Source organism: Streptomyces sp. HSG2 (assembly GCF_016598575.1).
GTDB lineage: Bacteria > Actinomycetota > Actinomycetes > Streptomycetales > Streptomycetaceae > Streptomyces.
This window is the reverse complement of the sequence record NZ_CP066801.1, coordinates 940,556-967,317: the sequence shown is the minus strand read 5'-3', so window position 1 is coordinate 967,317 and position 26,762 is coordinate 940,556. Positions and strand designations below refer to the sequence as shown.

General features: G+C 70.5%; 22 protein-coding genes and 3 pseudogenes. 12 read left to right on the top strand and 13 right to left on the bottom strand.

What is annotated here, in order from left to right; all coding sequences use genetic code 11:
- Window positions 1–158: 158 nt before the first annotated feature.
- The 7 genes from JEK78_RS03770 to JEK78_RS03740 all read left to right on the top strand — a co-directional run bounded on the left by JEK78_RS03770 (window position 159) and on the right by JEK78_RS03740 (window position 10,761).
- Window positions 159–1,691: a TIGR02677 family protein gene (locus tag JEK78_RS03770; RefSeq protein ID WP_200263979.1), complete on the top strand. Its 1,533-nt coding sequence runs from the start codon at window positions 159–161 to the stop codon at window positions 1,689–1,691.
- A complete protein-coding gene (locus JEK78_RS03765) occupies window positions 1,688–3,034 on the top strand; it encodes a TIGR02678 family protein (protein ID WP_200262675.1) in 1,347 nt (448 codons plus the stop codon). The genes JEK78_RS03770 and JEK78_RS03765 overlap by 4 nt, the downstream gene beginning before the upstream one ends.
- On the top strand, window positions 3,031–7,173 hold the full coding sequence (locus JEK78_RS03760; protein WP_200262674.1) for a TIGR02680 family protein: 4,143 nt from the start codon (window positions 3,031–3,033) through the stop codon (window positions 7,171–7,173). Before JEK78_RS03765 ends, JEK78_RS03760 begins: the two co-directional genes overlap by 4 nt.
- Window positions 7,170–8,609, top strand: coding sequence for a TIGR02679 family protein (locus tag JEK78_RS03755; protein ID WP_242483255.1), 1,440 nt, complete (start codon window positions 7,170–7,172; stop codon window positions 8,607–8,609). Before JEK78_RS03760 ends, JEK78_RS03755 begins: the two co-directional genes overlap by 4 nt.
- On the top strand, window positions 8,606–9,814 hold the full coding sequence (locus JEK78_RS03750; protein ID WP_200262297.1) for an RNA-guided endonuclease TnpB family protein: 1,209 nt from the start codon (window positions 8,606–8,608) through the stop codon (window positions 9,812–9,814). The genes JEK78_RS03755 and JEK78_RS03750 overlap by 4 nt, the downstream gene beginning before the upstream one ends.
- Before the next feature lie 246 nt (window positions 9,815–10,060).
- Window positions 10,061–10,321: a CopG family transcriptional regulator gene (locus JEK78_RS03745; protein ID WP_109296451.1), complete on the top strand. Its 261-nt coding sequence runs from the start codon at window positions 10,061–10,063 to the stop codon at window positions 10,319–10,321.
- The gene (locus JEK78_RS03740; protein WP_200262673.1) at window positions 10,318–10,761 is read left to right on the top strand and encodes a PIN domain-containing protein; all 444 of its coding nucleotides are present in this window, start codon (window positions 10,318–10,320) and stop codon (window positions 10,759–10,761) included. Before JEK78_RS03745 ends, JEK78_RS03740 begins: the two co-directional genes overlap by 4 nt.
- A gap of 318 nt (window positions 10,762–11,079) precedes the next feature.
- Here the strand turns inward: JEK78_RS03740 and JEK78_RS03735 are convergent.
- The 4 genes and pseudogenes from JEK78_RS03735 to JEK78_RS03720 all read right to left on the bottom strand — a co-directional run.
- A pseudogene (locus tag JEK78_RS03735) lies at window positions 11,080–11,259 on the bottom strand (2-oxoacid:ferredoxin oxidoreductase subunit beta); the annotation flags it as partial.
- 12 nt (window positions 11,260–11,271) lie between these two features.
- Entirely contained in the window at window positions 11,272–11,898 is a 627-nt protein-coding gene (locus JEK78_RS03730) for a DsbA family oxidoreductase (RefSeq protein WP_200262672.1), read from the bottom strand.
- A gap of 104 nt (window positions 11,899–12,002) precedes the next feature.
- Window positions 12,003–12,164 (bottom strand): hypothetical protein, encoded by a 162-nt coding sequence (locus JEK78_RS03725; RefSeq protein WP_200262671.1) that lies wholly within the window; start codon window positions 12,162–12,164, stop codon window positions 12,003–12,005.
- Between the two features lie 203 nt (window positions 12,165–12,367).
- Complete coding sequence (locus JEK78_RS03720; protein WP_200262670.1) at window positions 12,368–12,841, bottom strand: ATP-binding protein; 474 nt, start codon at window positions 12,839–12,841, stop codon at window positions 12,368–12,370.
- Between the two features lie 163 nt (window positions 12,842–13,004).
- On the opposite strand from JEK78_RS03720, the gene JEK78_RS03715 reads away from it, so the two are divergent.
- Complete coding sequence (locus tag JEK78_RS03715; RefSeq protein ID WP_242483254.1) at window positions 13,005–13,865, top strand: helix-turn-helix transcriptional regulator; 861 nt, start codon at window positions 13,005–13,007, stop codon at window positions 13,863–13,865.
- Window positions 13,862–14,047, top strand: coding sequence for a DUF397 domain-containing protein (locus tag JEK78_RS03710; protein WP_200262669.1), 186 nt, complete (start codon window positions 13,862–13,864; stop codon window positions 14,045–14,047). Before JEK78_RS03715 ends, JEK78_RS03710 begins: the two co-directional genes overlap by 4 nt.
- Before the next feature lie 992 nt (window positions 14,048–15,039).
- On the opposite strand, the gene JEK78_RS03705 is transcribed toward JEK78_RS03710, so the two are convergent.
- The 9 genes and pseudogenes from JEK78_RS03705 to JEK78_RS03665 all read right to left on the bottom strand — a co-directional run bounded on the left by JEK78_RS03705 (window position 15,040) and on the right by JEK78_RS03665 (window position 23,244).
- Window positions 15,040–16,542 (bottom strand): SulP family inorganic anion transporter, encoded by a 1,503-nt coding sequence (locus JEK78_RS03705; RefSeq protein ID WP_242483361.1) that lies wholly within the window; start codon window positions 16,540–16,542, stop codon window positions 15,040–15,042.
- Window positions 16,543–16,688: 146 nt separating this feature from the next.
- Window positions 16,689–17,291, bottom strand: coding sequence for a carbonic anhydrase (locus tag JEK78_RS03700; protein ID WP_200262668.1), 603 nt, complete (start codon window positions 17,289–17,291; stop codon window positions 16,689–16,691).
- Between the two features lie 256 nt (window positions 17,292–17,547).
- Window positions 17,548–18,204, bottom strand: a pseudogene (locus tag JEK78_RS03695) (response regulator transcription factor); the annotation flags it as partial.
- Window positions 18,107–19,585 (bottom strand): HAMP domain-containing sensor histidine kinase, encoded by a 1,479-nt coding sequence (locus tag JEK78_RS03690; protein ID WP_200262667.1) that lies wholly within the window; start codon window positions 19,583–19,585, stop codon window positions 18,107–18,109. The pseudogene JEK78_RS03695 and the gene JEK78_RS03690, both read right to left, overlap by 98 nt.
- A gap of 124 nt (window positions 19,586–19,709) precedes the next feature.
- On the bottom strand, window positions 19,710–20,261 hold the full coding sequence (locus JEK78_RS03685) for a hypothetical protein (RefSeq protein WP_200262666.1): 552 nt from the start codon (window positions 20,259–20,261) through the stop codon (window positions 19,710–19,712).
- Window positions 20,262–20,478: 217 nt separating this feature from the next.
- Window positions 20,479–20,685: a hypothetical protein gene (locus JEK78_RS03680; protein WP_200262665.1), complete on the bottom strand. Its 207-nt coding sequence runs from the start codon at window positions 20,683–20,685 to the stop codon at window positions 20,479–20,481.
- Window positions 20,660–21,022, bottom strand: coding sequence for a hypothetical protein (locus JEK78_RS03675; RefSeq protein ID WP_200262664.1), 363 nt, complete (start codon window positions 21,020–21,022; stop codon window positions 20,660–20,662). The genes JEK78_RS03680 and JEK78_RS03675 overlap by 26 nt, the downstream gene beginning before the upstream one ends.
- A 195-nt stretch (window positions 21,023–21,217) precedes the next feature.
- Window positions 21,218–22,114, bottom strand: coding sequence for an IS982 family transposase (locus JEK78_RS03670; protein ID WP_200262663.1), 897 nt, complete (start codon window positions 22,112–22,114; stop codon window positions 21,218–21,220).
- Window positions 22,115–22,785: 671 nt separating this feature from the next.
- A complete protein-coding gene (locus tag JEK78_RS03665) occupies window positions 22,786–23,244 on the bottom strand; it encodes a hypothetical protein (protein ID WP_200262662.1) in 459 nt (152 codons plus the stop codon).
- A gap of 470 nt (window positions 23,245–23,714) precedes the next feature.
- On the opposite strand from JEK78_RS03665, the gene JEK78_RS03660 reads away from it, so the two are divergent.
- The 3 genes and pseudogenes from JEK78_RS03660 (at window position 23,715) to JEK78_RS03650 (ending at window position 26,161) form a co-directional block, all read left to right on the top strand.
- Complete coding sequence (locus JEK78_RS03660) at window positions 23,715–23,981, top strand: hypothetical protein (protein WP_200262661.1); 267 nt, start codon at window positions 23,715–23,717, stop codon at window positions 23,979–23,981.
- Between the two features lie 78 nt (window positions 23,982–24,059).
- Window positions 24,060–24,504: pseudogene (locus tag JEK78_RS23185) on the top strand (ISAzo13 family transposase); the annotation flags it as partial.
- 244 nt (window positions 24,505–24,748) lie between these two features.
- On the top strand, window positions 24,749–26,161 hold the full coding sequence (locus tag JEK78_RS03650) for a VanZ family protein (RefSeq protein WP_200262660.1): 1,413 nt from the start codon (window positions 24,749–24,751) through the stop codon (window positions 26,159–26,161).
- Window positions 26,162–26,762 lie beyond the last annotated feature (601 nt).

Here is a 26,762-nt window from a genome sequence, read left to right as displayed (position 1 = left end):
AGACTCCCCTCGGCTACTCGGCGGGAAGCTTCACCGGGGCGTACACCCCTCTTCCGGGACATGGCCCGTGATGTCGGTGCCGCCCTCTACCGTGGAGATCATCGATGCCGTCGGTGCGGTGGGGAGGGACGACAGGCGTGCGCAGGGTGCCACCGGAGATGTTCCGGTTCACGACGGGGGAGAAGGCCGATCTGTACGGGGCGGTGCTGGACGCCTTCGGCGTGGCCGGCGAGCATCTCGAAACCACCCTGGGGCCCGACGCGGTACGCGAGCGGCTGTGCCTCGTGGGCTGGGTGGCGGACGTCGACGACGGCGAACTCCACGACGCGCTCGACCGGCTCGTGAAGTGGGAACTCCTCGACGTCGTGCACAACCACGCGGAGAACTACCGCACGGCCGAGGAGTACGAGCGGCGCAACCTCCAGTACTCGCTGACCCGCCGGGGTGAGGCGGCCCTCGCCGGAGTGCGGCAGGCGCTCGAGGTGCTGGCCTCCACGGGGGCGCTGCAGACGGCCGTGCTGGAGGCCATCGCCGACCGCCTGGACGACCTGTGTCTGCTCTCGGGCGAACCCGCCTCCGCCGACCGGCGGATCCACAGCACGTTGCGCGAGCTGGAGGCGCATCTGGAAGCCTTGGTGGAGAACACCAAGGCGTTCAACGGCGAACTGCAGCGTCTCCTGCGCGCCGAGGGCGCGGATCCGGAGGTGTTCCGCGAGGTCAAGGCCGCCACCGTCGCCTACCTCCAGGAGTTCCTGGTCAACCTCGACCTGCGCGGACAGGCGGTCACCGCCGCCGTGGCCCGGGTGGAGGAGCGGGGGACGGCCCTGCTGCGCGAGCGCGCCCTGCGCGGGGCCGAACTTCCCCCGGTGGTCGGTGAGGACCACGCGGTCGACTGGCTGGAGAGCAGGCGGGCGCGCTGGGCGGGCCTGCGGGCGTGGTTCCTGCCGGACGACGGGGCACGGCCGCGGATCGAGCAGCTGCACGACATCGCCCGGCGCGCCATCGTCTCGCTGCTGCAGGTCCTGGAGCGGATCAACGAGTCACGGCGCCGCTCCTCCAGCGCCGTACAGGACTTCCGGGAGCTGGCGCGCTGGTTCGCCGCGGCCCCCGCGGAGGAGGATCTGCACCGGCTGTGGTCGGCGGCCTTCGGACTCGGCCCGGCGCGCCACGCCCACCTCGCCCACCCAGACCCCGAGTTGGTCCCGTCGTCCCGTGCCTGGTCCGAGGCCCCGCCCGTGGCGGTGTCGGCGCTGCTGCGGACCAGCGGACGGACGGAGCGCTTCACCCGCACGGCCAGGGTGCGGGACGTCAGGGCGGTCAGGGCCGAGCGCGCGGAGCGGGCTCGCGCGGAGCGGGCGGAACTCGCGCGTGCCTGGCAGGCGCTGGAGACGGACGGCCCGGTGCGCCTGTCCTCCTTCGGCACACTCGATTCCGCCGTCTTCGAGCGGCTGCTCGACCTGGTGGGCCGTGCCCTGGCCGCCCTGCCCGACACGACCGGCTCACGCCGCGCCACGACGGGGGACGGCCGGGTGGAGATCGCGCTGTCCCCGCCTCCCGACGAGCGCACCGCTGTACTGCGCACGGCCAAGGGCACCCTCGCCGCACCGGACTACGTCGTGCTCATCACGGCGGCCGGCGCGGCGAGCCCCCTCCCGCGGTCCGGCGCCGCGCGGCGGGAGGCAGCCGGATGAGCACCCTCGCCAACCAACTCGCCGCCGCGGAAAGGGAGCAGGTCGCCCGGGCCATCCGTCTCCTGCTGGCCCGGCCTCTGCTGACCGAGGCCACCGACCCGGCCGGCTTCGAACTGGTACGCCGCCGTCGCGAGCCGCTGGCCCAGTGGTTCGACTACACCTGCGGCTGGAGCCTGGTGGTGGAACCGCGCCGCGGCTACGCCCGCCTCACCAAGGTCCGCGCCGACCCGGACGGCTCCCGCCCGGCCCGCAGGGCGCGTTCCGGACGGGCCCCGTTCGACCGCCGGCGATACGTCCTGCTGTGCGTGACCGCCGCCGAGCTGCTGTCGCTGCCGATGACCACCATCGGCATGCTCGCCGACCGTGTGGTGCGGGCCACGTCGGCCGACCTGGCACTGACCGCGTTCGACCCGGTGCACAAGCCGGAGCGGATGGCGTTCGTCGACGTCCTGAAACTGTTGGAGTCGTACGACGTGCTCCGCGCGGTCGACGGGACCACCGAGGCGTATCTCGCGTCAGCCGAGGCGAAGGTCCTCTACCGGGTGGACACCACCCTGCTGATGCGGCTGCCCGCCGCACCCGTCGGCGCCTCCCGGCTCGCGGTCCCCCCGGACGAGGTGCCCGCGCGGTTCGGGGAACTCCTCACCGGTCTGGTGCGCGAGCGCCGGTACGGCGGCGCGGTCGCCGACGGCACGACGGACGAGGGGGACGGCGAGAGAGCCGCCACGGATGCCCAACGCAACCTGAGGTTGCGCCACTCGGTGCTGCGCCGCCTCTTCGACGACCCCGTGCTGTACCGGACGGACCTCACCGACGACGAGCTTGCGTACATCACCTCCCTGACCGGACGCCGGATCCTGCGCCGCTCGGTCGAGCAGGCCGGTTTCCTCCTGGAGGAACGAGCCGAGGGCTTCCTCCTCGTGGACGCGGACGGGCTGGCCACCGACGTCCGCTTCCCCGACGACACGTCCACCGCCAGGGTCGCCGCGCTGCTCCTCCTGGAGCCGCTGTGCGCCGCGCCCGCCGGACTGCTGCCCGAGCAGCTCGCCGAGGCCGGAGCGGATCTGCTGCGCCGCTTCCCGCGGTGGGCGAGGGCTTACCAGTCCGAGGACGGCGCGGCCCGGCTGTCCGACGACGCCGTACGCGTACTGCGTGACGTCGGACTGGCCCGCCCGGCCGGGGGCCGCGTCGTCGCGTGCCCCGCCGCGTACCGCTACCGCCTGACGGAGACGACTGGCCCGGACCGGGACGACAAGCCCGGACCGGAAGGGGACGCCGCCGCCCCTCCGACCGCAGGCGGCACGGCTGCCGAGGGCGACGCGGCAGAAGGAGACGAGCAGTGAGCGTGACAGAGCTTCCCTTCCCCCGGCGGCCGGAGCCCACCGCACCGCTCGAGGCAGGGGCCGCCCCAGCGGCGGACGCCACCGGCAGCCGCTGGCAGCCCCACCGCGCCGGCATCCTCAACGTCTGGCGCTACTACGACGAGACGTTCGTCTTCCACCAGGGCCGCCTGCTGCTGCGCGGCCAGAACGGATCGGGCAAGTCCAAGGCCCTGGAACTGCTGCTGCCGTTCCTCTTCGACGCCAGCCTCCGCCCCAACCGCCTGTCCACATTCGGCGGTTCCGAACGCACCATGCACTGGAACCTGCTGGGCGAGGGCGCCTCCGGCAAGACCCGTGTCGGATACGTGTGGATGGAGTTCCGCCGCGTCGGCGACGACGGCACCGAGCGGTGGTTCGGCTGCGGGGCGCGCCTGCAGGCGAGCGTGCACACCAGCACGGTCCACGCCGACTACTTCACCACCGGGTCCAGAATCGCCCATTCCGGCGGTGTGTTCCTCGTCAACGAGGCGGGACAGCCCTTGACCCGGGCCGCCCTCGGCGAAGTTCTGCGCGACCGCGGCGAGGTCCACGCTTCGGCCACCGACTACCGCACGGCCGTACGGCGTGAACTCTTCGCGGGGATGGGGGAGCAACGCTACGAGTCGCTGCTGTCGGCGCTGCTCCAACTGCGTCAGCCCAAACTGTCGGAGCGGCTCGACCCGTCCCTGCTCTCCACCCTGCTGTCCCGTGCCCTGCCCCCGCTGGGCGAGGGGGAGATCGCCGAACTCGCCGAGGGCTTCGAGCGGCTCGACCGGCAGCGAGAACACCTCACGCGGCTCGACGACGAGGTGACGGCCGTCGGCACCATCGCCTTCCGGCAGCGTGCCTACGCGCAGCGGGTCCTGCGCGCGAGTTCCGCCGCACTCATCTCGGCCACGACCGAGATGGACAACCTCACCCGCGTCGCCCGCCAGAGCGCCGAGGAACTCGAACAGGCCCTGGCGGAACGTCGGTCGGCCCAGTCCCGGCGCGAGGAACTCCAGCTGCGCGCGCATACGCTGGACGAGACCGTCGAGGGCCTGCGCGACAGCGACGCGTACCGGCAGGGCGAGGAACTCGACCGGCTCCGCCGCCGCACCGAGGACGTGGCAGCCGCCGCCGAGCGGCAGCGAGCCGCTGCCCAGACCGCCCAGGCCCGGTCGGAGGAGGACCAACGGCGCGCCGACGAGGCGGCGGACCACGCCCGCACACTCGGGGAGCACGCGCGCGAAGCCGCCGGGGAAGCACACCGGGCGGCTCGGGCGGCAGGGCTGGAGTCCGTCCACCACGAGGTGAGGACGGTCCTCGACGCGGCCGACCCCGTGGCGGCCTTTCCTCACACCACGGTACGCGACCAGGGCGCCGTCCCGCGCGTGACGGCCGAGGACGGCGCGCGACAAGCCCGTCGACTGCTGCGCGGCGCGGACACCGCCCGACGGCAGCAGGTCACCCTCGTCACCGAGGCGATCGACGAACATGATCGCGCCGTACGCGACCGGGGCGCCGCCGAGGAACTGCTGGACCAGGCCCGTACCCGTCTCGCGGAGGCGATCGCCCGGCGGGACGAGGCGTCCGCCGCCTGGGACGACGCCTTCGCCGCACAGGTGGAACGTCTGCTCGCGTGGGCCGAGGACTGCGCGGAACTGCGCATCACCGATCTCGACGCACTCGCTGCCGCAGCAGGGGCGGAGGCCGAGGTGACGGCCCTGACCGAAGCCGTCGCGCGCCCGCTGGAACAGGAGATCGCCGCGGCGGAGGCCACCACCCGAGCGCGACGCCAGGACCTGCGGGACGGGCGGAACCGACTGGAGGAAAGGCTACGACAGCTGAGCGGTGATACCGACCTGCCGCCGGCGCCCCCGCCCACCCGCACCACCGTCCGTAAAGCGACGGCGGGAGCACCCCTGTGGCGCGTGGTCGCCTTCCGCGAAGGCGTCCCGCTCCCCGTCCAGTCCGCCGTGGAGGCCGCACTGGAGGCATCGGGCCTCCTGGACGCCTGGATCAGTTCCCACGACGGACTCAGGCCGCCGGGTCACGACACCCGCGCCGAGGCTGCCTTGGCCGTGCCCGCCCCGGGGCCCAGTCTGCTGGAGGTGCTGAGGCCCGAGGAGGACATCCCCGTCCCGGCCGGCACCGTGACCCGCCTCCTGGCAGGCATCGCCTACGGCCCCACTCTGCCGGGCGGGCACCCCGCGGCCGTCTCCGCCGACGGCGCATGGCGTCTCGCGTTCGCCACCGGGACCTGGAGCAAACCGGAACCGGCCCACATCGGCGCCCTGGCACGTCAGCGTGCCCGGCAACGCCTGATCGGCGAACTGACCGACCGCATCGGCGAGACCAACGCCTCCCTCGCCGCACTCGACGACCGGCTGCGCGGCCTATCCGCCCGCCGCGCGCGGCTGGACGCCGACCGTGCCGCCCGCCCCGACCAGCGGGAACTCGACACCCGGCGGCGCGCCCGGGACCGCGCGGAGGACACCGTGGCGGCCCGGGACGACGCCGTGCGTGATGTCGCCGGACGTCTGGCGCGGTGCGAAAGGGAAGTGACGGGGGCGCTGCGCGTGCTCGACCGCCGGGCCGCCGAACACGGACTGCCCACCGACCGCGGCCGGTTGCGTACGCTCTCCGAGGCCATCGACGGGTTCCGGGGCACTGCCGACAGCTGGGTGGACGCCCGGCTCGCCGCGACCGCCGCCGCCGACCGGGCCCGCCAGCGCGCCGCGCAGGCAGACCGGTCGCGCAGGACCGCCGAGGACCGCGCCGAGGACGCGGCCGCCGCCGAAGCGGAGGCAGCGGGACTGAGGGCGCGCCTGGAGGCCGTGGAAGCCACCGTCGGCGCGGACTACCGGCAGGTCGTCACACGCGTCGCCGAGGCGCGCGCCGAGTTGCGTCGCTGCCGTGAGGAGGCCGGCCGGGCCGCCGAAGTCCTGCTGCGCCTGGAGGGACAGGTCGGAGAACTGCGGGCCACCAGCGGCCAGGACGCCGATCGGCGGGAACAGGCGGCCGTGACCCGGGACGCGGCAGCGCACCGCTTCCGGCACCTGTGCCTGGCCGGGCTGGCCGAGGACGCCGGCATCACACCGGCACTCGACGCCGGGGGCGGCACCAAGGCCACCCTGGAGGCCGCCCGCGCCGCGGCGGCGACGTGGCCGGACATCCCGCACGCCCCACGCAACCTGGGCGACGCCGGGACCCGCCTGTCCGAAGCGGTCCACGAGGCCCGCCGACACCTCGGCACCCGCGCCGACATGGACCTGGAACCGGACGACGACATCCAGCTCTTCACCGCCACCCTGGACGGTGTACGCGTGGGGGCGACGGGCCTGCTCAGCACGCTCACCCAGGAACGCGACCGCAGTCGGGACGACATCACGGTGGCCGAGCGGCGCCTGTTCGACCAGATCCTCACCGGCGACATCCGCCGCCACCTCGCGGCCCGCATCCGCCAGGCCGGTGAACTCGTCGATCGCATGAACCGGCACCTGGAGCGGGTCCGCACCGCGTCCAACGTCGCCGTCCAACTCGTCTGGGACGTCCGCCCGGACCTTCCGGACAGCACCCGCACCGCCCGACAACTGCTGCTCAAGGACCCCGGCCGGGTCACCGAGAGCGACCGGGAGGCCCTGCACGTCTTCTTCCGCGCCCGCATCGAGGAGGCCAAGGGCAGCGAGACGGCCGCGAGCTGGGAGGAACAGCTCGGTGAGGTGCTCGACTACACCGCCTGGCACCGCTTCACCGTCCGCCTCGACCGGGGGAACGGGAACGGCTGGCAGCCGCTGACCAAGAAACTGCACGGCGCGCTCTCCGGCGGGGAGAAGGCCATCGCCCTGCACCTCCCGCTCTTCTCCGCTGTCGCCGCCCACTACGAAGCCGTTCCCCTGGCACCCCGGCCGATCCTGTTGGACGAGGTCTTCGTCGGTGTCGACACGGTCAACCGCGGACAGGTCTTCGCGCTGCTCACCGCCCTCGACCTGGACCTCATGGTCACCTCCGACCACGAATGGTGCACCTATGGCGAGCTGCCCGGGATCGCCGTCCACCAACTCCTCACCGGCGGGGACGACGACGCGGTCACCAGCGCCCGCTTCGTCTGGAACGGCAGCGATCTGGAGGCGGGATGACCAGCACCGAGGCGTCGATCCCGGGCGAAGCCACCTTGCGCCGCCCCGAACTGCGCTCCCTCTGGGACACCCTCCACAGCCGCCTGTCCTCCGGCCGCCCCGTCACCCGGGTACGCCTCGGCCCCCTCGACGACGCCGAGCGCGAGGCGCTCGCCGACCTCCTCGGCCTGGACCGTCTCCCGGACGCACGCCCCTCCGTCCGCCTGGCCCGCCTGGAAGAGGCCGTCACCGAACTCACCGGCCGCACTGTACGAGACGTCGTCACCGAGCTCGTCGGTCCTCTCGGCGACAGGGTCGGCGAGAGGCGCCGCCGACAGGACGAACGGACCGAGCTGTGGACCTGGCTGGCCGAGCACGAGGCGGTGAGGGCCCAGCCGGCGCTGTCCGACTGGGCAGCCTCCTGCCGGGCAGCGGGCGTGGTCGCCGGCTCGGCGGAACACACCCGTACGCTGCTCACGGACGCGCTCACGGTGCTCGCCGAACTGCCCGGCCGGGCGGAACCCCTGCCCGTCTTCGCCGCCCGGGTCCTGAACGGCCGGGCGCACGCACTCGACGACGGCACACCCCTGTCCTCGCTCGTCCTGCGCGCCCTGGCGAACCTGTACGACACCGCCCCTCCGCAGTCCGCCGCGGAACGACGTGCCCTGTGGACCCGCGCGGGAGTGGCCGACGACGAGCTGTCCTCCACCGTTCTCGTCGGCGGTCTGTGCCCGGCCGGTGACGGCCTGCTCGCCCGGCTGGCCACGGCGTGCGCGGAGGCCGGGCAGGCCACCAGTCTGACCCTCGCCCACGTCCGGTATCCGGGCGAGTTCATCCTTCCCGAAGCCCCGGCACCCGTCGTCCACATCGTGGAGAACCCCAGCGTCCTGGCACTGGCCCTGCGCCGCTTCGGTCCCCGCTGCCCGCCGCTCGTCTGTACGTCCGGCTGGCCCAACAGCGCCGCCATCCAGCTCCTGCGCATGCTCGCGGACCAGGGCGCGGCTCTTCGCTACCACGGCGACTTCGACGGAGAAGGCGTCCGCATCGCCGCCTACGTCCTGGACAAGACGCCGGCGCGTCCCTGGCGCATGACGGCAGCGGACTATCGTGCCGCGGTCGCCCTCAGCCCACGCGGTCCTCAGCCGGGACGCATCACCGAAGCGCCCTGGGATCTGAACCTGGCCGAGGCCATGGCGGAGCACGGCATCGCCGTGGTCGAGGAACTGGTGGCGGAAGTGTTGTTGCAAGATCTCGCTGGTACGGCTCGGAAGAGGCGTCGCCCTGGCTGGTCATCGGGGTTCTCCTTCGTGGATACCCCGGCTTCAGCCAGGGGAGGAAACGAAGCTCCTGCGGAGCAGGGCAGGGAAAGCCGGTTCGCCGCCAGGGCGGACCGGCGTCCACCGACCACCGGCCAACCGCCGTCTCTCACACCGAATCTGATGCAATGTGAGGCATGACGCAGCAGGTCAAGCGGGCTTTCAAGTACCGCTTTTACCCCACGGGAGAGCAGGCGGCTGAGCTGTCGCGCACGTTCGGCTGCGTCCGCCTCGTGTACAACAAGGCGCTGGAGGAACGAACTCGGGCTTGGTACGGCGAGCAGCGCCGTGTCTCCTACGTGCAGTCGTCGGCCGCGCTGACTCAGTGGAAGAAGACCGAGGAACTCGCCTTCCTGGCAGAGGTGTCCTCCGTCCCGCTCCAACAGGCCCTGCGCCACCTTCAGACGGCGTTCGGGAACTTCTTCGCCAAGCGCGCCAAGTACCCCCGGTACAAGAGCCGGAAGAAGTCCCGCGCCTCGGCTGAGTACACCCGCTCCGCTTTCAAGTGGCGCGAAGGGCAACTGACCCTGGCCAAGATGGCCGAGCCGTTGGATATCCGCTGGTCGCGCCCCCTGCCGGAGGGCACGGTACCGACGACGGCGACCGTGTCCCGCGACAGCGCCGGGCGCTGGTTCGTGTCCCTGCTGTGTGACGACCGCATCACTTCGGCCCCGGCCACAACGAACGCGGTCGGCATCGACGCCGGGATCACCTCCCTCGTGACCCTGTCCACCGGGGAGAAGATCGCCAACCCTCGGCACGAACGCCGTGACCGTACCCGTCTCGCCAAGGCGCAGCGTGAGCTGTCGCGGAAGGCGAAGGGCTCCGCGAACCGGGAGAAAGCCCGGAAGCGGGTCGCCAAGGTCCACGCGCGGATCGCCGACCGGCGCCGGGACTTCCTGCACAAGCTGTCGACTCGGCTCGTCCGTGAGAACCAAACGGTCGTGATCGAGGACCTCACCGTCCGCAACCTGCTGAAGAACGGCAAGCTCGCGCGCGCCATCTCCGACGCGTCGTGGACGGAACTCCGGTCGATGCTGGAGTACAAATGCGCCTGGTACGGGCGCGAACTCGTCGTGATCGACCGCTGGTTCCCCAGCTCCAAGCTGTGCGGGGCCTGCGGCACGGTCGCGGCGAAAATGCCGCTGAACGTCCGCGAGTGGACGTGCGACTGCGGCACGGTGCATGACCGCGATGTGAACGCGGCACGCAACATCCTGGCCGCCGGGCTGGCGGCGTCTGCCTGTGGAGACGGTGTAAGACCTCAACGGGAGTCCTCCCGTACGGGGCGGTCGTCGATGAAGCAGGAACCCCAGCGGGCGACCGCTGGAATCCCCCGCCTCTAGGCGGGGGAGGAAGTCAAGACGCCCCTTTGGCGCTCCAGGTGGCCGAGTGGCCGTTCGGACCGACCACAGACACACGCTGACCTGCGATTATTCGTATATCTTTTTTCATGTGACGTCATTTCGATGACGTCGCACGTGGAGTGCGAGGCGATTCTTGAGCCTGCTAAAGAGGGCCGCTGACCTGCTAGTTTGCCGCTCGGACACAATGGACATACACCATTGTGGTACATACGCTAGTCTTGGTACATGTCGATGAAGCGCACCAACGTCTACGCCGATCCGGAAGACCTCGCGATCATCAAAGAGGCTGCGAAGCGGCGCGGTATCAGCGAGGCCGAGATCATTCGCCAGGGCATCCATCTCGCGGCCATGGCCAACCGTGTATGGGACGAGCCTCTCTTCTCCCGCACTTTCCGGGGAGCGGGACGCACTCCCGGTAAGCCTGACGTGCGTGACGCCGTCGCCGACGCGGTGCGCCGCGAGACCGGGACCGGGACCGCTGCGTGATCGTCGTCATCGCGGACACCTCCGGGCTGCTTGCGGCGCTCGACTCCGGCCACCCCGAGCACCAGGCGTCGAACGAAGCAATCATGGTTGCCGGGCTCCTGGTGATGTCCCCGCTGCTGCTCGCGGAGATCGACCACGTCGCCACGCGCGAGCTCGGTCGTGAAGCGGCCCTCAGTGCGATCGACGACATCCGCCACTGGGTGTGCCGAGGCCGTGTCGTTCTGCCCGAGATCACGGAAGATCACCTGGGCGTCACCCAGTCGGTGCGCGCCCGCTATCGCGACTTGGACCTGGACCTCGCGGACGCGGTGAACGTGGCCCTTGCCGCTGAGTACGACACCGACGCGATACTCACGCTCGACCGTCGCGATTTCCGGGCTGTGCGCCCGTTGGGCCGGCACAAGGCGTTCCGGGTGCTGCCCGACGACCTTCCGATCTGATGTCGGATGTGTCCGGCCGTGTGGTCAGATTCTGTCGGTCGTGACGCTCGCGGCGCGCGTGGACTCTCCGATGAGGCGGGAAAACCTATCTGACCTGCGGTTTCCCGGATGTGATTCCGGTTGACGTCTTTTCGATGACGCATCACGTGGAGTGCGTCGCCATCCTCGAACCGGCCGCGAAGGGCTCTTGAACTGCGGTCTCATCGAGCGTGCGTCATGTGCGCGACGTGCGAAATCGGTCTCGGTGAGGGGGGACGCCTCTCAGGTCCCCGGTCCGGTGGTAGCGGATACGGCTTTGTGCTCCTGGGGGCCGAGGACGACGGGCTTGCCGTGTTCGAGGCGGATCACGGCTTCCTCGGCCGGCTGTGTGTCCTTGAGGGCTTCGAAGGCGCCGTCGTTGAAGATGCCGCGCTTCTGGTGGATCTCCACCAGTGCGGTGCCGGGGTGGGTGGCCGCCTGCCGGAGCCCGTTGGTGAGGTGTGCGCGGCAGGTCGAGCGGAGGGGCTGTTCTCAGTCCTTGCCGGCAGGGGCCCGCAGAGCCTTCGAGAAGGTCTCCTCCGACTGGGCCCCACTGATCGTCCGGCCGGTGTCGAAGAGAAACAGCGGTACGGCCGTGACGCCGGCCCGCCGGATCTCGGCGAGGCCGGCCCGCAGCTCCTCGGCGCCGCCCTCGGCGGGCTCGGCCCCGGCCTCGGTGGCCAGGCGGCGCAGCGTGTCCGCGTCGCCGATGTTCAGCCCGTCGGTCAGATAGGCGCGGAAGAGCCGCTCCGCCATCTGCTCGCCTCGGCCCTGTTCGGCCGCCGCGGCGAGCAGCCGGTGCGCCTCGAACGTATTGACGTGCACGGCCTTCTCGAAGTGGGCCTCGATGCCGTCCTCGGCGCCGAAGGAGGTGTCCTCGGCGATGGCCCGGGCCTGCTCCTCTCCGAACGCCTCCCTGTGCACGTCGAACAGTGGTTTGCCCTCGGCGGGGGCGTCGGGTGCGACCTGGAAGGGCCGGAAGACGATCCGGACCTCGCCGCCCTGGTCGCGGTAGCGCTCGACGGCCCGCGACAGGCGGACGAAGCCCAGGTAGGAGTGGATGCAGATGAGGTCGAGCACGAGCTCGACGCGGCGGGTGGGAAGCGTGTTCGTGGTCATGGGTCGACTCTCCGACTTCAAGCATGGTTGAGGTCAAGTGGACGGCCTGCGCCTGTCGTGTTCCGGCCACTGTTCGGCCGGTACGTCCATCGGTGGGGCGCCGCTCAGAACTCGGCCCCGGTCATCTCCGCCGGCCGTTCCCCGGTACTCCACACGACGTGGAAACTCAGCCGGTCGAACCGCCGGCCGGTGGCGGTGCGCACCGCCCGGCCCTCGTAGTAGCCGCCCACGTCGAAGGTGCGGGAGGGATCGCCGCCCTGGTGCACGTGCGTGGCCGGCTGGTCCCGTCGGTCCCTGTCCGAGGGAGCCCCCGAACCAGCCTCGGTGGGCTTCCTGGGACATCGTGTCTTCGCTGCCGGCCGCACCGGTCCGGAGCGGTGGAGGAGCCGGGTGCCGTCCGCCGGCGCGAGCCTGAGGCGGCGTGCCTTCCCTGACCGAAGGCGTCCTCCGGCCACGTGGCCGGGCGCGGTCAGTGGCGCCCGGGCGGTAGGTCGACCTCGGCCCACACGGTCTTCCCTCCCGGGGGATGGGGCTCCCAGCCCCAGCGGTCCGCGTACGCGGCGACGAGGGCCAGGCCGTGGCCGCCTCCGTCCGGACGGTCGTTGAGGGGGCGGGAGGGGGTCGGTAGCCGCTCGCCGCGCGCGTCGGTGACCTCGATGCGCAGTGCCGGGGCGGCGGCGGTCAGGAGGGGCGCGGGGGTGGCGGGCGTGATGCGCAGCCGGAGCCGGAAGTCGCGGCCCTGAACCCGGCCGTGGCGCACGGCGTTCGCGGCCAGTTCGGCCACCAGCAGTTCGGCGCGTTCGGTGACTTCGCCGGGGAGGTGCCAGGTGCGGAGTTCCGTCATCGCGAGCAGCCGGGCGAGGCGGGCGCCGCGCGGGGTGGAGGAGAGCGGCTGGGAGAAGGTGCCGGTGCGGCCCGCCGTGTGGAGGGTGGTGCGGTTCATGGGGCCACGGTGGCGGTGGCGCACGCCGTGCCGCGAGAGGCGCACCCCGTACGCGCGGTCAGCGTACGGGCACACAGGGTGGGAGGTACGGTGAACTGGCTGTCACGCTGGGTGAGTCGGGTGCGGGTGGGTCCCGCGGGTACGTACGGGGAGGTGGCCGCGGGTGACGGTGGTCGAGAGCGACGTGGGCGAGGTGTGCGGGGACGGGGAGCGGGAGCCGGACCCGTCGGACAGTCTGCGGACGTTCGGGGCGGTGGTCCAGGCCCTGCGGGAACACGCGGGGCTCAGCCGGGTCGAGTTCGGGACCCGGGTCCGGTTCTCCAAGCACACGGTGGAGTCGGTGGAGCTGGGCCGGCGGATGCCGGACGAGGCGTTCGTGGAACGGGCGGAGGACGCCCTGGGCAACACGGGCGCCCTGCGGAAGGCGGCCCGGCACCTGTCGCGGGGCGAGCCGGGCTTGGCGGCGTGGTTCCGGCGGTGGGCGCGGCTGGAGAAGAGGGCGGTGAGCCTGTGCACGTACGAGTGCAGGCTGGTGCCGGGGCTGTTGCAGTCGGAGGCGTATGTGCGGGCCGTGTTCGACAACAGCATCCCGCTGCTGACGGACGAGCAGGTGGAAGTGCAGGTTGCGGCCCGGCTGGACCGGCAGCGGATGCTGCGCGAGCGGCCGCACGTTCCGTTCAGTTTCATCGTGGAGGAGTCGGTGTTTCGGCGGAGGCTGGGCGGGCGCGAGGTCATGCGGACCCTGCTCGATCACGCGCTGGAGCACACTGCACCGCGGAACGTGACGCTTCAGGTGGTGCCGCTGGATGCGGAGTCGCACTCGTGCTTGGATGGACCGCTGCAACTGCTGGAAACGCTGGAGGGGAAGCGACTCGCCTATTCCGAGGGGCAGCAGAACGGGCGGCTGATCAGCAGTACACAAGAGGTGAGCCTCCTTCACCAGCGCTATGACACACTGCGCTCGCAGGCCCTGAACCCAATGGAAACGCGGGGCTTGCTGGAGAGACTGCGAGGAGAGCTATGAGCGCGACGGAACTCGTGTGGTTCAAGTCCAGCTACAGCGGCACCCAGGGTGACAGCTGTGTGGAGGTGGCGACTACCGAAGAGGTCGTCCACGTGAGGGACTCCAAGGATCTGACCCGCTCAGCCTTCGCGGTCGGCCGCGAAGGGTGGGTGCGGTTCGTGCGGTATGCGGTCGATCACTGATCGTGTGGCCGAGGTCCTCAGGTGAGGGTGTTGCGCATCTGCGGGCCGAGGTAGCGGATGTAGAGCGGACGACCAGGGTGGACTGCAAGGTGTCGCCGGTCGAGGTGGGGTTCCCCGCAGTCGCTGGCGCGTGTCGGCGCCTCGGGGACCCGAGGCGGGGTCCTGGTCCAGAGTGACGTTCGGTGAGATGTCGTTGCGGCCTTCGTCGAGGTGTCGTACCTCTTCTTCGTGAGCCAGGTGTAGAGCTGACGCTCTGTGAGTGCGCTGGTGGTGATGAAGTCCGGCTGGGGCGAGACGACGATGCGGAGCCGCGAGGGTCCGTGGAGGATCCTTCCGTGGCGGTCTGCCGACGGGCGAGTGTCGGCAGACCGTGCGTTGTGTGGGGGGCGGTGGATCAGGAGTCGCGGTCGGGGTGGCGCGGGCCGTGGCCCGGGGCGGGGTCAGGGTCGAGCTGTGGTTCTCGCCGTCCATGAGCGGGTTGTTCCACCAGTGCCGCCCGCACGAGATCCGACATGGGATCCGCGGGCTGACGAGGTCGAGCACGGACGCCCACTCCAGGATGATGGTGGCGACGAGCTCGACCTCGCGCTCACGTTACTCGTCGTACGACGTGCGCTGCGGCGCGCTGACGACGGCCTTCCGGAAGGGTCGGACGGCATGCTCCGCCGGACATCCTGGTCCGACGCGCCACTTTGATGGTCGGCCAGGATGTGGCCCACTTCGTGCGGGACATGGTCTTGGCGGGCTTCGCTCGTCTCGCTTCGGAAGCAGGTGTAGTCGGCGTTCTCCGTGGCGATCCATAGGCCGAACGGGTCGGGGATCGGCAGCGAGCAGGGCATCGGACGAATGGGGCGGCCACGGTGTCCCCCAGCAGTCGATGGAGGACGTGCACCCGCGAGGTCGGCTGGACGCCCAGGGCGCGGAGAACGCGCCGGCAGTGCCGTCGTCATTCTCGCTCCTTCAAGGAACCGGGTCCGCCTCCAGTCCCCGTACTACGCCGGGTTCGCCTCCATCGGCCGGTGTTCCGGCGGGTCCATCTCCACCCGCCCGTGTTCCGGCAGGCTCACCTCCACCCGCCCGGCTCCGGTCCTGCGGCGCTGCCGGGCCCATTCCTCCACCTGGCTGAGGCAGGCGAGGTCGAGGTGGGACGCACCGCTGAGGTCCACGTGGACACAGGGCTTGGCGCTCACCGACTCCAGGGCGTCGATCAGGCGGGGCAGTCGCAGGAAGGTCGCGTTGCCGCTCAGCGTCAGGCGTGTGACGCCGTCCGCGGAGGAGATCCGGATCGTCATCCGGGACATCCGTACGGCCGCCAGGACGACGGCGACGGCCAGGCCCGCGAGCACACCCTCCAGCAGGTTGGAGACGACGATCGCCACCGTGGTGATCACCATGACGACTCCCTCGCCGCGGTCGGTCCGCCACATCTTGGGGAAGGCCCCGGGGTCGAAGAGCTTCCAGCCGGCGTGGACGAGCACCCCGGCGAGAACCGCCACGGGGATGAGGCCCAGCAACCCGGGGAGCAGCAGCGCGAACGCCAGCAGCCAGCCGCCGTGCACCACCCGCGAGATCTTGGTCCTCGCGCCGGCCTGCACATTGGCCGAACTCCGGGCGATCACGGCGGTGATGGGCAGCGAGCCCAACAGCCCGCACAGGGAGTTTCCGATGCCCTGCGAGACCAGTTCGGCGTTGTACCGGGTACGGGGACCGCTGTGCATCCGGTCGACGGCCGCCGCGCTGAACAGCGTCTCCGCCGAGGCGATGACGGTGAAGGTGACGACGGTGGTGAGCACCCCGATGTCGAGGAGCCCGGCGAAGTCCCCCGGACCCGGGACCGTGATCGCCTCGCGCAGATCGCCGAAGGAGACGCGTTGGACGTCGAAGCCCGGGAAGGCCGCCACGACCGTGCCGATCACCACCACGGCCAGCGGCGCGGGCACCTTGCCGATCGGGCCGGGGACCTTGCGCCACGCGAAGCACAGGGCGACCGACAGGACCCCGAGCAGGAGCGCGGCGCTGCGGTGCGGCTCGGCGAGCGTGCGTCCGAGGAGGTCGGGCAGGCCCGCGAGGTTCCCCAGGGCCGATCCGGCCGGCGCGGAGTCCGCCAGGGCGTAGGTCTGACTGAGTATCAGCGGGAGGCCGATTCCGGCGAGCATGCCCTGGACGACGGCGAGCGAGATGGACTGGAAGGCACGTCCCATCCGCAGTGCCCCGAGCAGCACCTGGAGCAGGCCCGCGGCCAGGACGACCGGCCCCAGCAGGGCGATTCCGTGCTCGCCGACGAACTCCAGTACGAGGGCCGCGAGTCCGGCCGCCGGACCGCTGACCTGGATGCTGCTGCCGGGCAGGAGTCCGACGACCAGTCCGCCGACGATCCCGGAGACGATGCCCAGGGCCACCGGCACCCCTGAGGCCACCGCGATCCCGATGCACAGGGGCACGGCGACCAGGAAGACCACGAGCGAGGCGAGGAGGTCGGTGCCGAGCGAGGACATGCCGCCGCCGGCCGGTGCGGAGGGCCGCGGTGCCCGGTACGCGTGGCGCGGCGGCTGTTTTCGTGAGAGGGAGAGCGTTGACACGATGGTCCTTTCGCGCGCACCGCCGGTCGGTGCGCGCCGGGAAGGGCGTGGGGGGCGCGGTTTCAGCGGCGGCGGGGGCCGCCGGACAGCGCGGTGATCTCCTGCACCTCGCCGGTGTCGACCCGGTAGTACCAGGCGTGCAGTCCGAGGCGGCCCGCTGCGACCGCCCGCTCGATCTGCGGGTAGCCACGCAGCGCCTCGACCTGGGCAGCGACATGGCACTGCACGTGGGCCTCCAGCGCGGCGTCGTCGGGATCGGCGCCGCGCAGGGAGGAGAGCGCGGGGCGGGAGGACGCGAGCCAGGTGGCGACGCTGGGCAGTGCGCTCAGGTCCTCGCCCCGGGCCAGGGCGGCCACCGCGCCGCAGTGCGAGTGGCCGCAGACGATGACGTCGCGCACCCGCAACACGTCGACCGCGTACTCGATGGTGGCGGCCTCCGCGCACCTCGCCTCGGCCGTGTAGGAGGGGACGACGTGGCCGGCGGTGCGCAGCTCGAAGAGTTCGCCCGGCCGTGCGTCGGTGATGAGGCACGGCACCACGCGGGAGTCGGAGCAGGTGATGAACAGCGCGGCGGGGGCCTGGCCGGCGGCGAGACCGCGGTAGTGGTCACGTTCGCCGACGATTTGCCGGCGGAAGGACCGGGCGCGTTCGAGCAGGTCGTTCACTGGTGGTTCTCCTGTGCGACGGGCGCCCCGGGCGGGCGCCGTTGGCGAGAATCCTGCGAGGGCGGTATGAGCCGGGTGTGAGCCGGTGATGAGAGAGGTCTCACCGACGGTGCGGGAGCCGTCCCGGCGGAGCCCCGGCGGGTGCCGCCGGGCCGGACCCCGGCGCCGGCTGCCGGCGGCCCGGCCGGCCGCGCCGCGCGTCGTGCCGGGGCGTGACGTCGCCCGACGCGGACCGGACCACTTCGCGGGGCACGACCGCACGCAGCCGGTAGCCCACGCCGCGGACGGTCTCCAGCCGGTCGGCGCCCAGCTTGCGGCGCAGGTAGCGCACATACACATCGACGATGTTCGAGCCCGGGTCGTAGTCGAACCCCCACACCCGGGACAGCAGTTGCTCGCGCGTCAGCACATGGTCGGGGTTGCGCAGGAACACCTCGGCCAGGCCGAACTCCCGGGAGGACAGCTCCACGGTACGGCCGTCCACATGGGCCCGGCGGGTGCGCAGATCGAGGGCGAGGTCCCCGGCCTTCAGCAGGGACGCCTCGGGGGCGCTCTCCCTGCGCAGCCTCAACCGCACCCGCGCCAGGAGTTCGTCGAACGCGAAGGGCTTGGACATGTAGTCGTCGGCGCCGCCCTCCAGACCCGCGACCACGTCCGACGCGCTGTCGCGGGCGGTCAGGATGATCACCGGGATCGCCACCCTGCTCTCCCGGAGCTTGCGCAGCACGGTGAAGCCGTCGCAGGCCGGCAGGCCCAGGTCCAGGATCGCCAGATCGCAGGCGCCCGAACGCGCGTGTTCGTAGGCGTCGAGGCCGTCAGCGACGACCGTGGTCACGAAGCCGTTGCGTCGCAGACCTTTTTCGACGAAGGCGGCGATCCTCGGCTCGTCCTCCGCGATGAGTATCCGGTTCATGGTCACCTTCCGTATGCGGGGTCCGCAGGGGCAGGTCCATGACGAAGCGCGCGCCCCCGGTCCGCACGTCCTCGACCCTCGCCGTGCCTCCGTGCGCCTGGGCGATCTCGAGCACGATCGCCAGTCCGAGGCCGATACCGGCCCGGGCGGCGTCACGGCCACCCGAGCGGACCGCCTGGGCGAAACGGTCGAAGATCCGTTCCCGATCGTGGGGCCCCACGCCGGGGCCGGTGTCGCGTACCCACAGCAGTACCCGGTCACCGCGCACGAGGGAGCCCGTCTCGATCGTGTCGCCGTCCTCGGTATGACGTACCGCGTTGGACGCGAGCTGCATCAGCGCCTGGGTCACTCGCTGGCCGTCGAGCAGCACCGTCGCCTCGGACACATGGGAGACCATCCAGTTCCGGTTCCCGAGGGCGCGGGCCTTCGCCACGGCGTCCACCACGAGGTCGGTGAGATGGGTGCTCCCCACGGTGAGGAAGTCGGGCCTCTCCGCCTTGGCCAACAACAGCAGGTCCTGCACGATGCGGCCCATGCGGTCGAGTTCGTCCACCACCAGGGCGCGGGTGGCGCCCTGCTCGGCTGTTCCGCCGTCCATCAGCTCCAAGTGGCCGCGGATCACGGTGATCGGTGTGCGGAGTTCGTGTGCGACCTCGTCGAGGAAGCGGCGCTGGGTGGTGAAGGCGTTCTCCAGCCGGTCCAGCATGTGGTTGAACGTGTGCGCGAGCGCGGCCACGTCGTCGGAGCCCGGCACTTCCAGTCGCCGTCGCAGATCGTCCTCACCGATGCGTTCGGCGGTCCTCCGCACCAGCCGGATCGGGGCCAGGATCCGGCCGGCGACGAGCCAACTGGCCAGACCCGCCAGCACCAGGGCCGCGGCCCCCGCGCCGAGCAGCATCCGGGCCACGCGGTGCTCCTGGTGCTGCTGGCGATCCCTGAACTCCAGCACCACCAGCCGCACATCACGGAGGTCACCCGTCACCCGCACGGGGATCACCCCGTACCGTACCCGTCCGGCCGGGGAGTCGACCCAGCCGAGCGCGGTCCCGCGGACCGCGGCGAGCCGGGCCACCAAGGCGGGGTCCCTGTCGAGTCTGGTCGGCGGCTCGGCCGGACTGCGCCGGTCGGCTCGGCCGTCGACGATGCTGAACAGCGTGGCGTCACGGCGCGGCAGGCTGACGGACATGTACGCGGTCAGCAACACGGCGCCGTCCGAGAACGGCCGACCTGTGTCCGGATCCCGAGCGGTCCCGGCGAACCTCCGCAGATTGTCGGCCTCCTGCCGTAACTGCTCGTCCACCTGCGCGTCCAACTGCCGCTGCCAGACGGCGGTGATGCCGACGACCGGCACGGCCAGGGCGGTCGCCACGAGGAGCATCATCCAGCCGACGATGCGCGACCGCGCACTGGGCGCGTAGCGAAACCACTCCCGGATCCTCCCCGCCGTCACCGCTCGCGCGGTCCCGCCTGTCGACGCTGGGCCCGGAGACCCCCTTGCCCCCGTCTCATCTATCGTGTCTGTCGCTGTCGCTGTCGCTGTCGCTGTCGCTGTCGCTGTCGCTGTCTCCGTCGCCCGGACCGTCCGCGCCGACCCCGCCGTTCTCACCGTCTTCGTCAAGCCTGTCGTTCCCTTCCTCCTCTCCGTTCCCGCCCGTCCCGCCCTCCTCGTCCTCGCCGTTGTCGCTGTCGTTCTCCTCCTCGTCCTCTTGGTCGTCCCGGTCTTCGCCGTCCGGCCCTTCTCGCGGGATGTCCGAGTCGTCGCTGCGGGGAGGAATCGGTGGTGGCACGGCTCGTCCGCCCGGGGTCCGGTCGCACGGGCCGGAACGGCGCGGCGAGGGCGAGTGCCGGGGCGCGGAATCCGACGGGATCCGCGAGGGAGACGGCCGGACCGAGGACGAGCCGCCGACGGCGCCGTCGGCACCGTGGGCAGGGACGACCACCTCCGGTCCCAGGGTCGGAGACTCCTCCATCTCCGTCCACACCCGACCGATCGTCATACCGGCACCTACGCAGAAGCACATGACGACGTTCAGCGCGACGATTCTTCGTAGACCCATCCGGCCAGTCTGGGGGCCTGCTCCTGGGGTCCGACCGAAGAGGAGAAGACTCTCATCCGGCCGACCGGAGAGCCGGCCGGGAGGCCGAAGCCGGGGTCTTGGTCGGAGGCGTCGTCGGTGCCCTCTCCGTCGAGGCGGGTCGGGTCGAGGCATGCCGGCGGCGTCGTCGGCGACCCCACGGCTCCGGCCGGCTCGGAGGTCCGCCCCCGGCAGGGTGTCAGCCCTCGCCGGGGTCGGTCCGTGCCCAGGACGCGTCGAGGAACGGACTGGGCCTGCCGTGCCAGAAGACGTCCACGCTGTCGCGTGCCCGGGTCGCGGCCACGAACGGCGGGGACCTGGCGCGCCGCATGTCGTCGCGGTGGCGGGCCGGTTCGCGCTCACGCAGTCCGATCACGTCCTCACGCGGAACGAGCCCGTCGGTCACCCCCCGCGATGATCATCCGCAGGTACGCCAGCCCCTTGAACCGGAACATCGTGCCGATGTGCACGCCGGTGGAGCCGTCGGGTCCGTCGGAGCGGATTTCCACCGCGTCGATGCCGCGCGGCTTCAGCATGCAGGTTAGTTCGGTCGCCATCCGGTTCGTCGGGACGCACACCGCGATCCGCTCGTGGGGTACGGCCGTCTCCGGATCCTCGTCCCACCGCGTGATCAGCGTGGCCAGGCCCTCCCGCGCCGCCTCCCAATCCGGAAAGGCGTGCCCGGTCGGGGAGCCGCCGCTGAGTACGGACCGGAAGAGGCGCTGCGCGCTCTCGACGCGCACATGCCGGTGGCCGTCTGGCGGTGTGTCACTCTGCTCGCGGGAGGCTTTCCCCGAATCGGCGCCGACATGATGGAGGGTGGGGTGTGGGAGGGGCCGCCCGGGCGGAGTGGCGGAAGTGGCACGAGGTCCGTGCCAGGGGCAGGTCCTATGCTCCGTCGCTCGGATACGGCGACTAGACGAGCAAGTCGTATGTCTTCAGTGGTCGTAGGCGATCAACGATCGAGTGATCGGTGCGCCGGTCAGGCTGTTCAGCCAGATCGCGGCGGCCATGGCCAGGATGCGCTGGGCGACGCGGACCGCGACGCCCGCGCAACATCGCCCGCCGTGGCCTTCCGGGTCGAGCTGGCCTTTGAGGGTGTCGTTGACCGACTCGATCAACTGGCGGACCTTCTTCAGCATCGGTTCGCCGTAGCGGGCCTTCTCGCGCTTGCGGGAGGGCCGCAGCAAGGTGATGCCCTGGTCGGCCAGCAGCTGTTCGAAGTCTCGGCCGGCGAAGCCCTTGTCGGAGATGAGCAGAATGCCGTCGTCGTGCGCGGCGACGACGGCTGCTTCGACCTCCAGCATCGCGGCCAGCACCTCGCGTTCGCCGATCTTCGGGTCCGCCAGGGCCCACAGGATCGGCATCCCGGCCGGGGTGCACACGAGGTACAGCCGCAGCCCCCAGAAGAACCGCGAGTGGCTGGCGCAGTAGCCGTATCCGGCCCATCCGGCCAGGTCGGAGCGTTTCACGGTGGGCCGCGACATGCCACACGGCACCGGGGTGGAGTCCACGATCCAGCAGTCGTCCAGCCAGAAGTCGGACGACTTCGCGAGCAAGCGGATGACCCGCTTGACCAGGCCGAGCGCCGCACGCAGGCGTTTGTTGTAGCCGGACTGCCGGGGCAGGTACGGAAACATCCCGGACAGGTGCTTGCGGGCGTAGCGCAGCCAGTGGGCTTCGGAGGTGAAGCCGAGCATCGCCTGGGCGACCGCGGCGCACACCAGTTCGGAGTCGGTCGGCAACGGCGGCCTGCCCAGCCATCGCGGTCCTCCCAACTCGTCGTCGATCTTCACGTACAGTGCGGTGATGAGGGTCTCGAGGTCGTTCGTCACACATCGACCAACGGGACCCTCACCCTTTCTGCTCGACGAGACTTCGGACTTGCTCGTCTAGGGGTGCGGCCTGCGAGCTCTCGCACTCGCCCCGGCGCCCGTGAGGAGCGGCGGGCCACCCTGGGGTCTACTCCGCGACACCACCGGTGGTTCGTATGTCGCCGTCGGGGCGGCGACTCGGGGGCCCGATCGGATCGCCGTCAACCGTGCTGCCGCCCGTCGGATCACCGGACTGCCCGAGTTCCGAGGGGCACGGGCCGGGGAGGGCGAGGTGTGGCTTGGCGACTGCTGAACGGCCCGCTCTCGGACGCCGAGGGCGTGGGCGGGCCCACGCAGTGGCTGCGCGCGGGCAACCTCCAACACCTGACGTACATCGCGGCGGACCCTGCCCGGCGGTTGAGCCGGGCGTCGGGTCGCCCGCTTCTCAGGAGAGGGCCGGCCCCCGCCTCCCCCTCCCGCCCGCTGCGGCTCGCGTGGCACCGCGGCCGAGAAGGGGCGCCGGTACCGCGACGATCGGCATGGCCCCGGCCAAACTCCGCGGCGCCGCCTGACCGACCGGGACCGCGAATGACTCACTCGCAGAGGCGGGCAGGCGGGTCCGCCGGCTCTCCGGCACGCCACCCTCGGCCCGTCCCCGACGGGACCTGGGAGTGATCACCGTTGAGGTCACCTCAGTGGCCGATCTGGTAGAACTCCACGTTTCCGTAGTCGTAGGTGTTGAACACGCCGCTGGTCGCACCGACGACCATCTCCACCGAGCCGCCCTCGTGCCGGGTGCCGAGTACGGAGACGCGCATCGGCGTCTGGTCGCAGTAGGCACCCCTGTACTGCCAGGTCCCGTTCCAGTTCCTGTAGCCGAAGGTGACGGACTGACGGGTGGCGGTGCCCGACGAGCAGTAGGCGTGCAGGTCTCCTTCGATCGTGTAGTGGTGAGGCCCGGCGGGGCTGACCGTGCCCTGAAAGCGGACGTCGTACTGCGTGTTGCCGAAGCTGTCCTGTTGGTAGTAGGAGACTGACGCGGGCAGCGGCCCGGCGTTCGCAGGAGCGGCGGAGGCCATGGGCAGGAGGACGGCTGCGGCGAAGGCGCAGGCGAGCGCCGCGATACGGCGACGGGAAGGAAGGCGGGCCATGGGGCGGTTCCCTTGTGCATGGGGCCACCGCCGTTCGAAGGGCGACGGCTCGGTCTTTCAAGGTCTCGAAACTTATAGGCGCTCCCCAGGGAGCTCCGGTGGCCCCGAGAGAGCGAACCGCCGGAGGTTCACTCTTGGGGGATACTCATCGAGCGCTGTGTTGCCCAGGCTACGACGGCCTTCGAAGCCGGGGCCGAGGCGTGCGCACCGCGGCCGGATCATTGGCCGCGTTCTCCACTGTACGAAGGCCTGAACGAGCCTGGTGCGCGTTTCGCTGGTTGGGTGGGAGCGATGCGGCGGTGGGCGTATGGCATGCTCTCCTTCCCAGGCTGCCGAGCTGACCGGCCCGCGTGGCCTGACGGGCCGCGCCGAGGGGGTGTGGTTGAACGTGCGCCGGGTCAAGCCCACGACGCCCAAGGAGGTCCGACTTGATCAGGCCACCCGGGGTATCTTCACGCAGCGAAGTCCTCATGAGTGCCGTTGTAGTGACGCTGGACGTGCTGTTCGCTCTCGTCCTCTGGTTCGGATTCGTCGGCTTGTCCGGTTGGGCTGAGGCGTACTCGACCGAGGGTCAACCGGATCTGAGTGATGAGTACACCGTAGCCACCTGTGTGTGCGGCGTGCTCACCGTCGGCACCACGTGGTACTTGCACGCTCTTGGTTTCAGGAAGGCGACCGTGGTGCAGGCCTTCGCCCTCGGAGCGATCAGCCTGGCCTTCGCCACCGGGATCGGCTGAGCTCCAGGGAGCTGTCGATTAATAACTCTGCGCATTCTGAGTTCTTTTGGCCCGTAGGATGCGGGTTTGTCGAAGGGGATCGAGGCGGGGTTGTCGAAGTCGTTAGGGCTGTTGCTGCCGCATCTGGACGAGCGGCGACGACCGGAGTTGGGGGCTGCCGTGTGCGGGGGCATGGCGGGACTCGCTGGATGACGGGTGCTGCGGGGGTGGCGGAATCGACGGTGTCGCGCAGGTTGTGGCAGTTGGAACGCGGTGAGGAGCCGGATGGCCGGGTTCGGAGGGCGGGCGCTGGCCGCAAGCGGCTGCGGGACGCTGATCCCGGCGTTGTTGGCGCTGGTCGAGCCGGACCAGCGGGGGTCCGGAGTCTCCGCTGTGGTGGACGGGGAAGTCCCCCCGCGCTGTGGCCGCAGAGCTGTCCCACCAAGGGCTCCGGGTCGGCCATGACACGGTGGCCGCGCTGCTGAAGGCCGAGGCAATCTCCCTGGCGGGCACTTCGCGCACCACCGGGGTGGCCCGCCTCCCCCTCAACCGGCACGATTGGCACGGCACCTGGAACTACACCCTGAGTCCTGAGCCGCTCCGGCCTGAACACCCAGCACCCGCAACGGAGTTCGGACGCTCTTCTGATGGTGACGAGGCTTCCGTCTGGCTCGCCCATCCAAGCCTGACCGGTCTGGAGCCGGCCGCCTGGACCGATCTATTCGAACACTACACCCGCTACCGCGCCGACCACCCGCCGGTCGTCATCGAGGCAGGAATGGACCGCAGTGTTTACCGCAACGTTCCAGAATGATTACGGGTATCTAAGCGCATGCGCGCTCGCGGCTCTCGCTCTCGGGGGTGCAGCACGGGTTTTCACTCGCCGCCTCGGGAAACCGTTCGGCCTGTGGTGGGGTCTACTTGCCGCCACCCTTACCGGCGTGCTAGGTGTCGCGTTCATGGGAAGTGGCCCAGCCAGCCGTCAATGCGTCGTCAACCACAACCTCGCCGAACCTTTCCATGCCACACAGGGGCTGTGGAACCTCGCCATGACTGTCCCTCTTGGATTCTTCGCACTCTTTGCAGTACGAAGGCTGCTTCCTGTGCTGGCCGGGATTGTACTGCTTCCTTGGGCTATCGAGTTCACCCAGGCGACCGCTGACGGTCTTGGGCGCGTTTGTGACAGCGCGGATGTCGAGATGAATGTTATCGGTGGCCTCGTGGGTCTGGCTATCGCGACGGCGGTGCTGGCTCGACGTGACGCGCTCAACTGGAAGGCTGGAGCCAAGGCAACTGCGATCACATCGGTAGCGATCGTCCTGCTCGGTGTTGGTGCCGCACACCCCATGGTCGCTCTGACTCACATAGACGGGACGGGACTGACTGCAGCTGGATCAGAACAGCGGCGGGCTGTTTCGGCAAAGGTCGAGGAGGCGTTCGGAGACCACTACGAGCTGGGTGATGTGTATGAGCAGCCTTGCGTTGGGTCGTCTTGCAAGACCGTGGTATTCAATTTGCTCAGTCGAGACGAAGGTCATCCCGAAGCTTTCAGTAGCGGCAGCTTGTCATGGCCGAACAAGGAGCATTTCAATGTGCTGCTCGTCGACAGTGCCCAACCGAGCGTCATGGGTTTTCCCGTGCCCGGGGCGGGAAAACCGGCCACAGCGGGTGAAGCGTACGAGATCGCCAAAGAGTACATGCAAGGTCACTACTCGTGGGCCAAGGGTGCGTTCAATCACAAGACCTATCCGGTGGGTGAGAAGGCTGAACTCGGCTGGATGACCAGCTACCGATGGGTTCACGATGATGTGCTGATGCCTCGCATGTTGGATATTCAAGTCAGCAGGGACGGGGAGATATCTCAAGTCGACGTGACTCTTGGCCCCACCGAGGTCCATCTTCCTGCTGTGAAGCTTGACGCCACGCAGGCTGAGGCTGCCGTACTTGAGGCCCTGATTGCCCAGAATCGTGCCAACCAGGGGGGCGATGCGAGCAGGGCCCAGATGGTGATGCTCTACCAGATCGAGGGACTCACGCTCAAGGCGGCCCAGCGCGATGGGAGTTGGCGGAGTGAGTGGCTCGTCAACGTGGCGTTGCGTGACGAGAGCCAGAATGCCGACTCGGAGCCGGACATGTGGAAGGTGGATGCCGCTGGTGGCCAGGTGTACGACGGAACCAACGCCCCTGTGAGCGCCGATTGAAGTTCCCCCCTCGAACTGGTCAGCCGGTGGATCCGGGTTCAGGCGCCCGTGCTCGGCGCCTTGCTTGGCCCGTCCGTAGACCCGGCGGTGGGTGGGGTCGATATCGATGAACATCAACTGCGCGGCGCCGGGCAGCAGCGGGGTGTGGGCCGCGAGGCGGGCCAGGAAGTCGCGGTGAACCCGGTGGAGTTGCCGGTTGTGGCCGTGGGTGAAGGAGCGTAGGAAGGTGCCCAGTGTGGACGGGGCACGTATCCCGGCGAAAGCCCGGTCCATCGCGCCGTGCCGCAGCCGGTCGGCGTCATCGATGGAATCGGCCCCCGAGCACATCGCGCCCAGCAGCGACATCACCTTGGCCGCCGGATGCGCGCCGCCGCTGTTGTCGGCCGCCTCGATGCGGACCTGGGCGGCCAGAGCGGGCAGGCCGACCCGTTCGGCGAGCGCGACCAGCGGAAGCAGTCCCGCATCCGCGATCAGATTCGGCTCGTCGAAGAGTGCGGAGACATGGACGGCGGTATGGGAAGATTGCATCTCGGAAGAGCCTTGTCATCGTGCGTGCTGGAAGCCTCAAGAACTCCCATCATCGCAGGTCACAAGGCTCTTC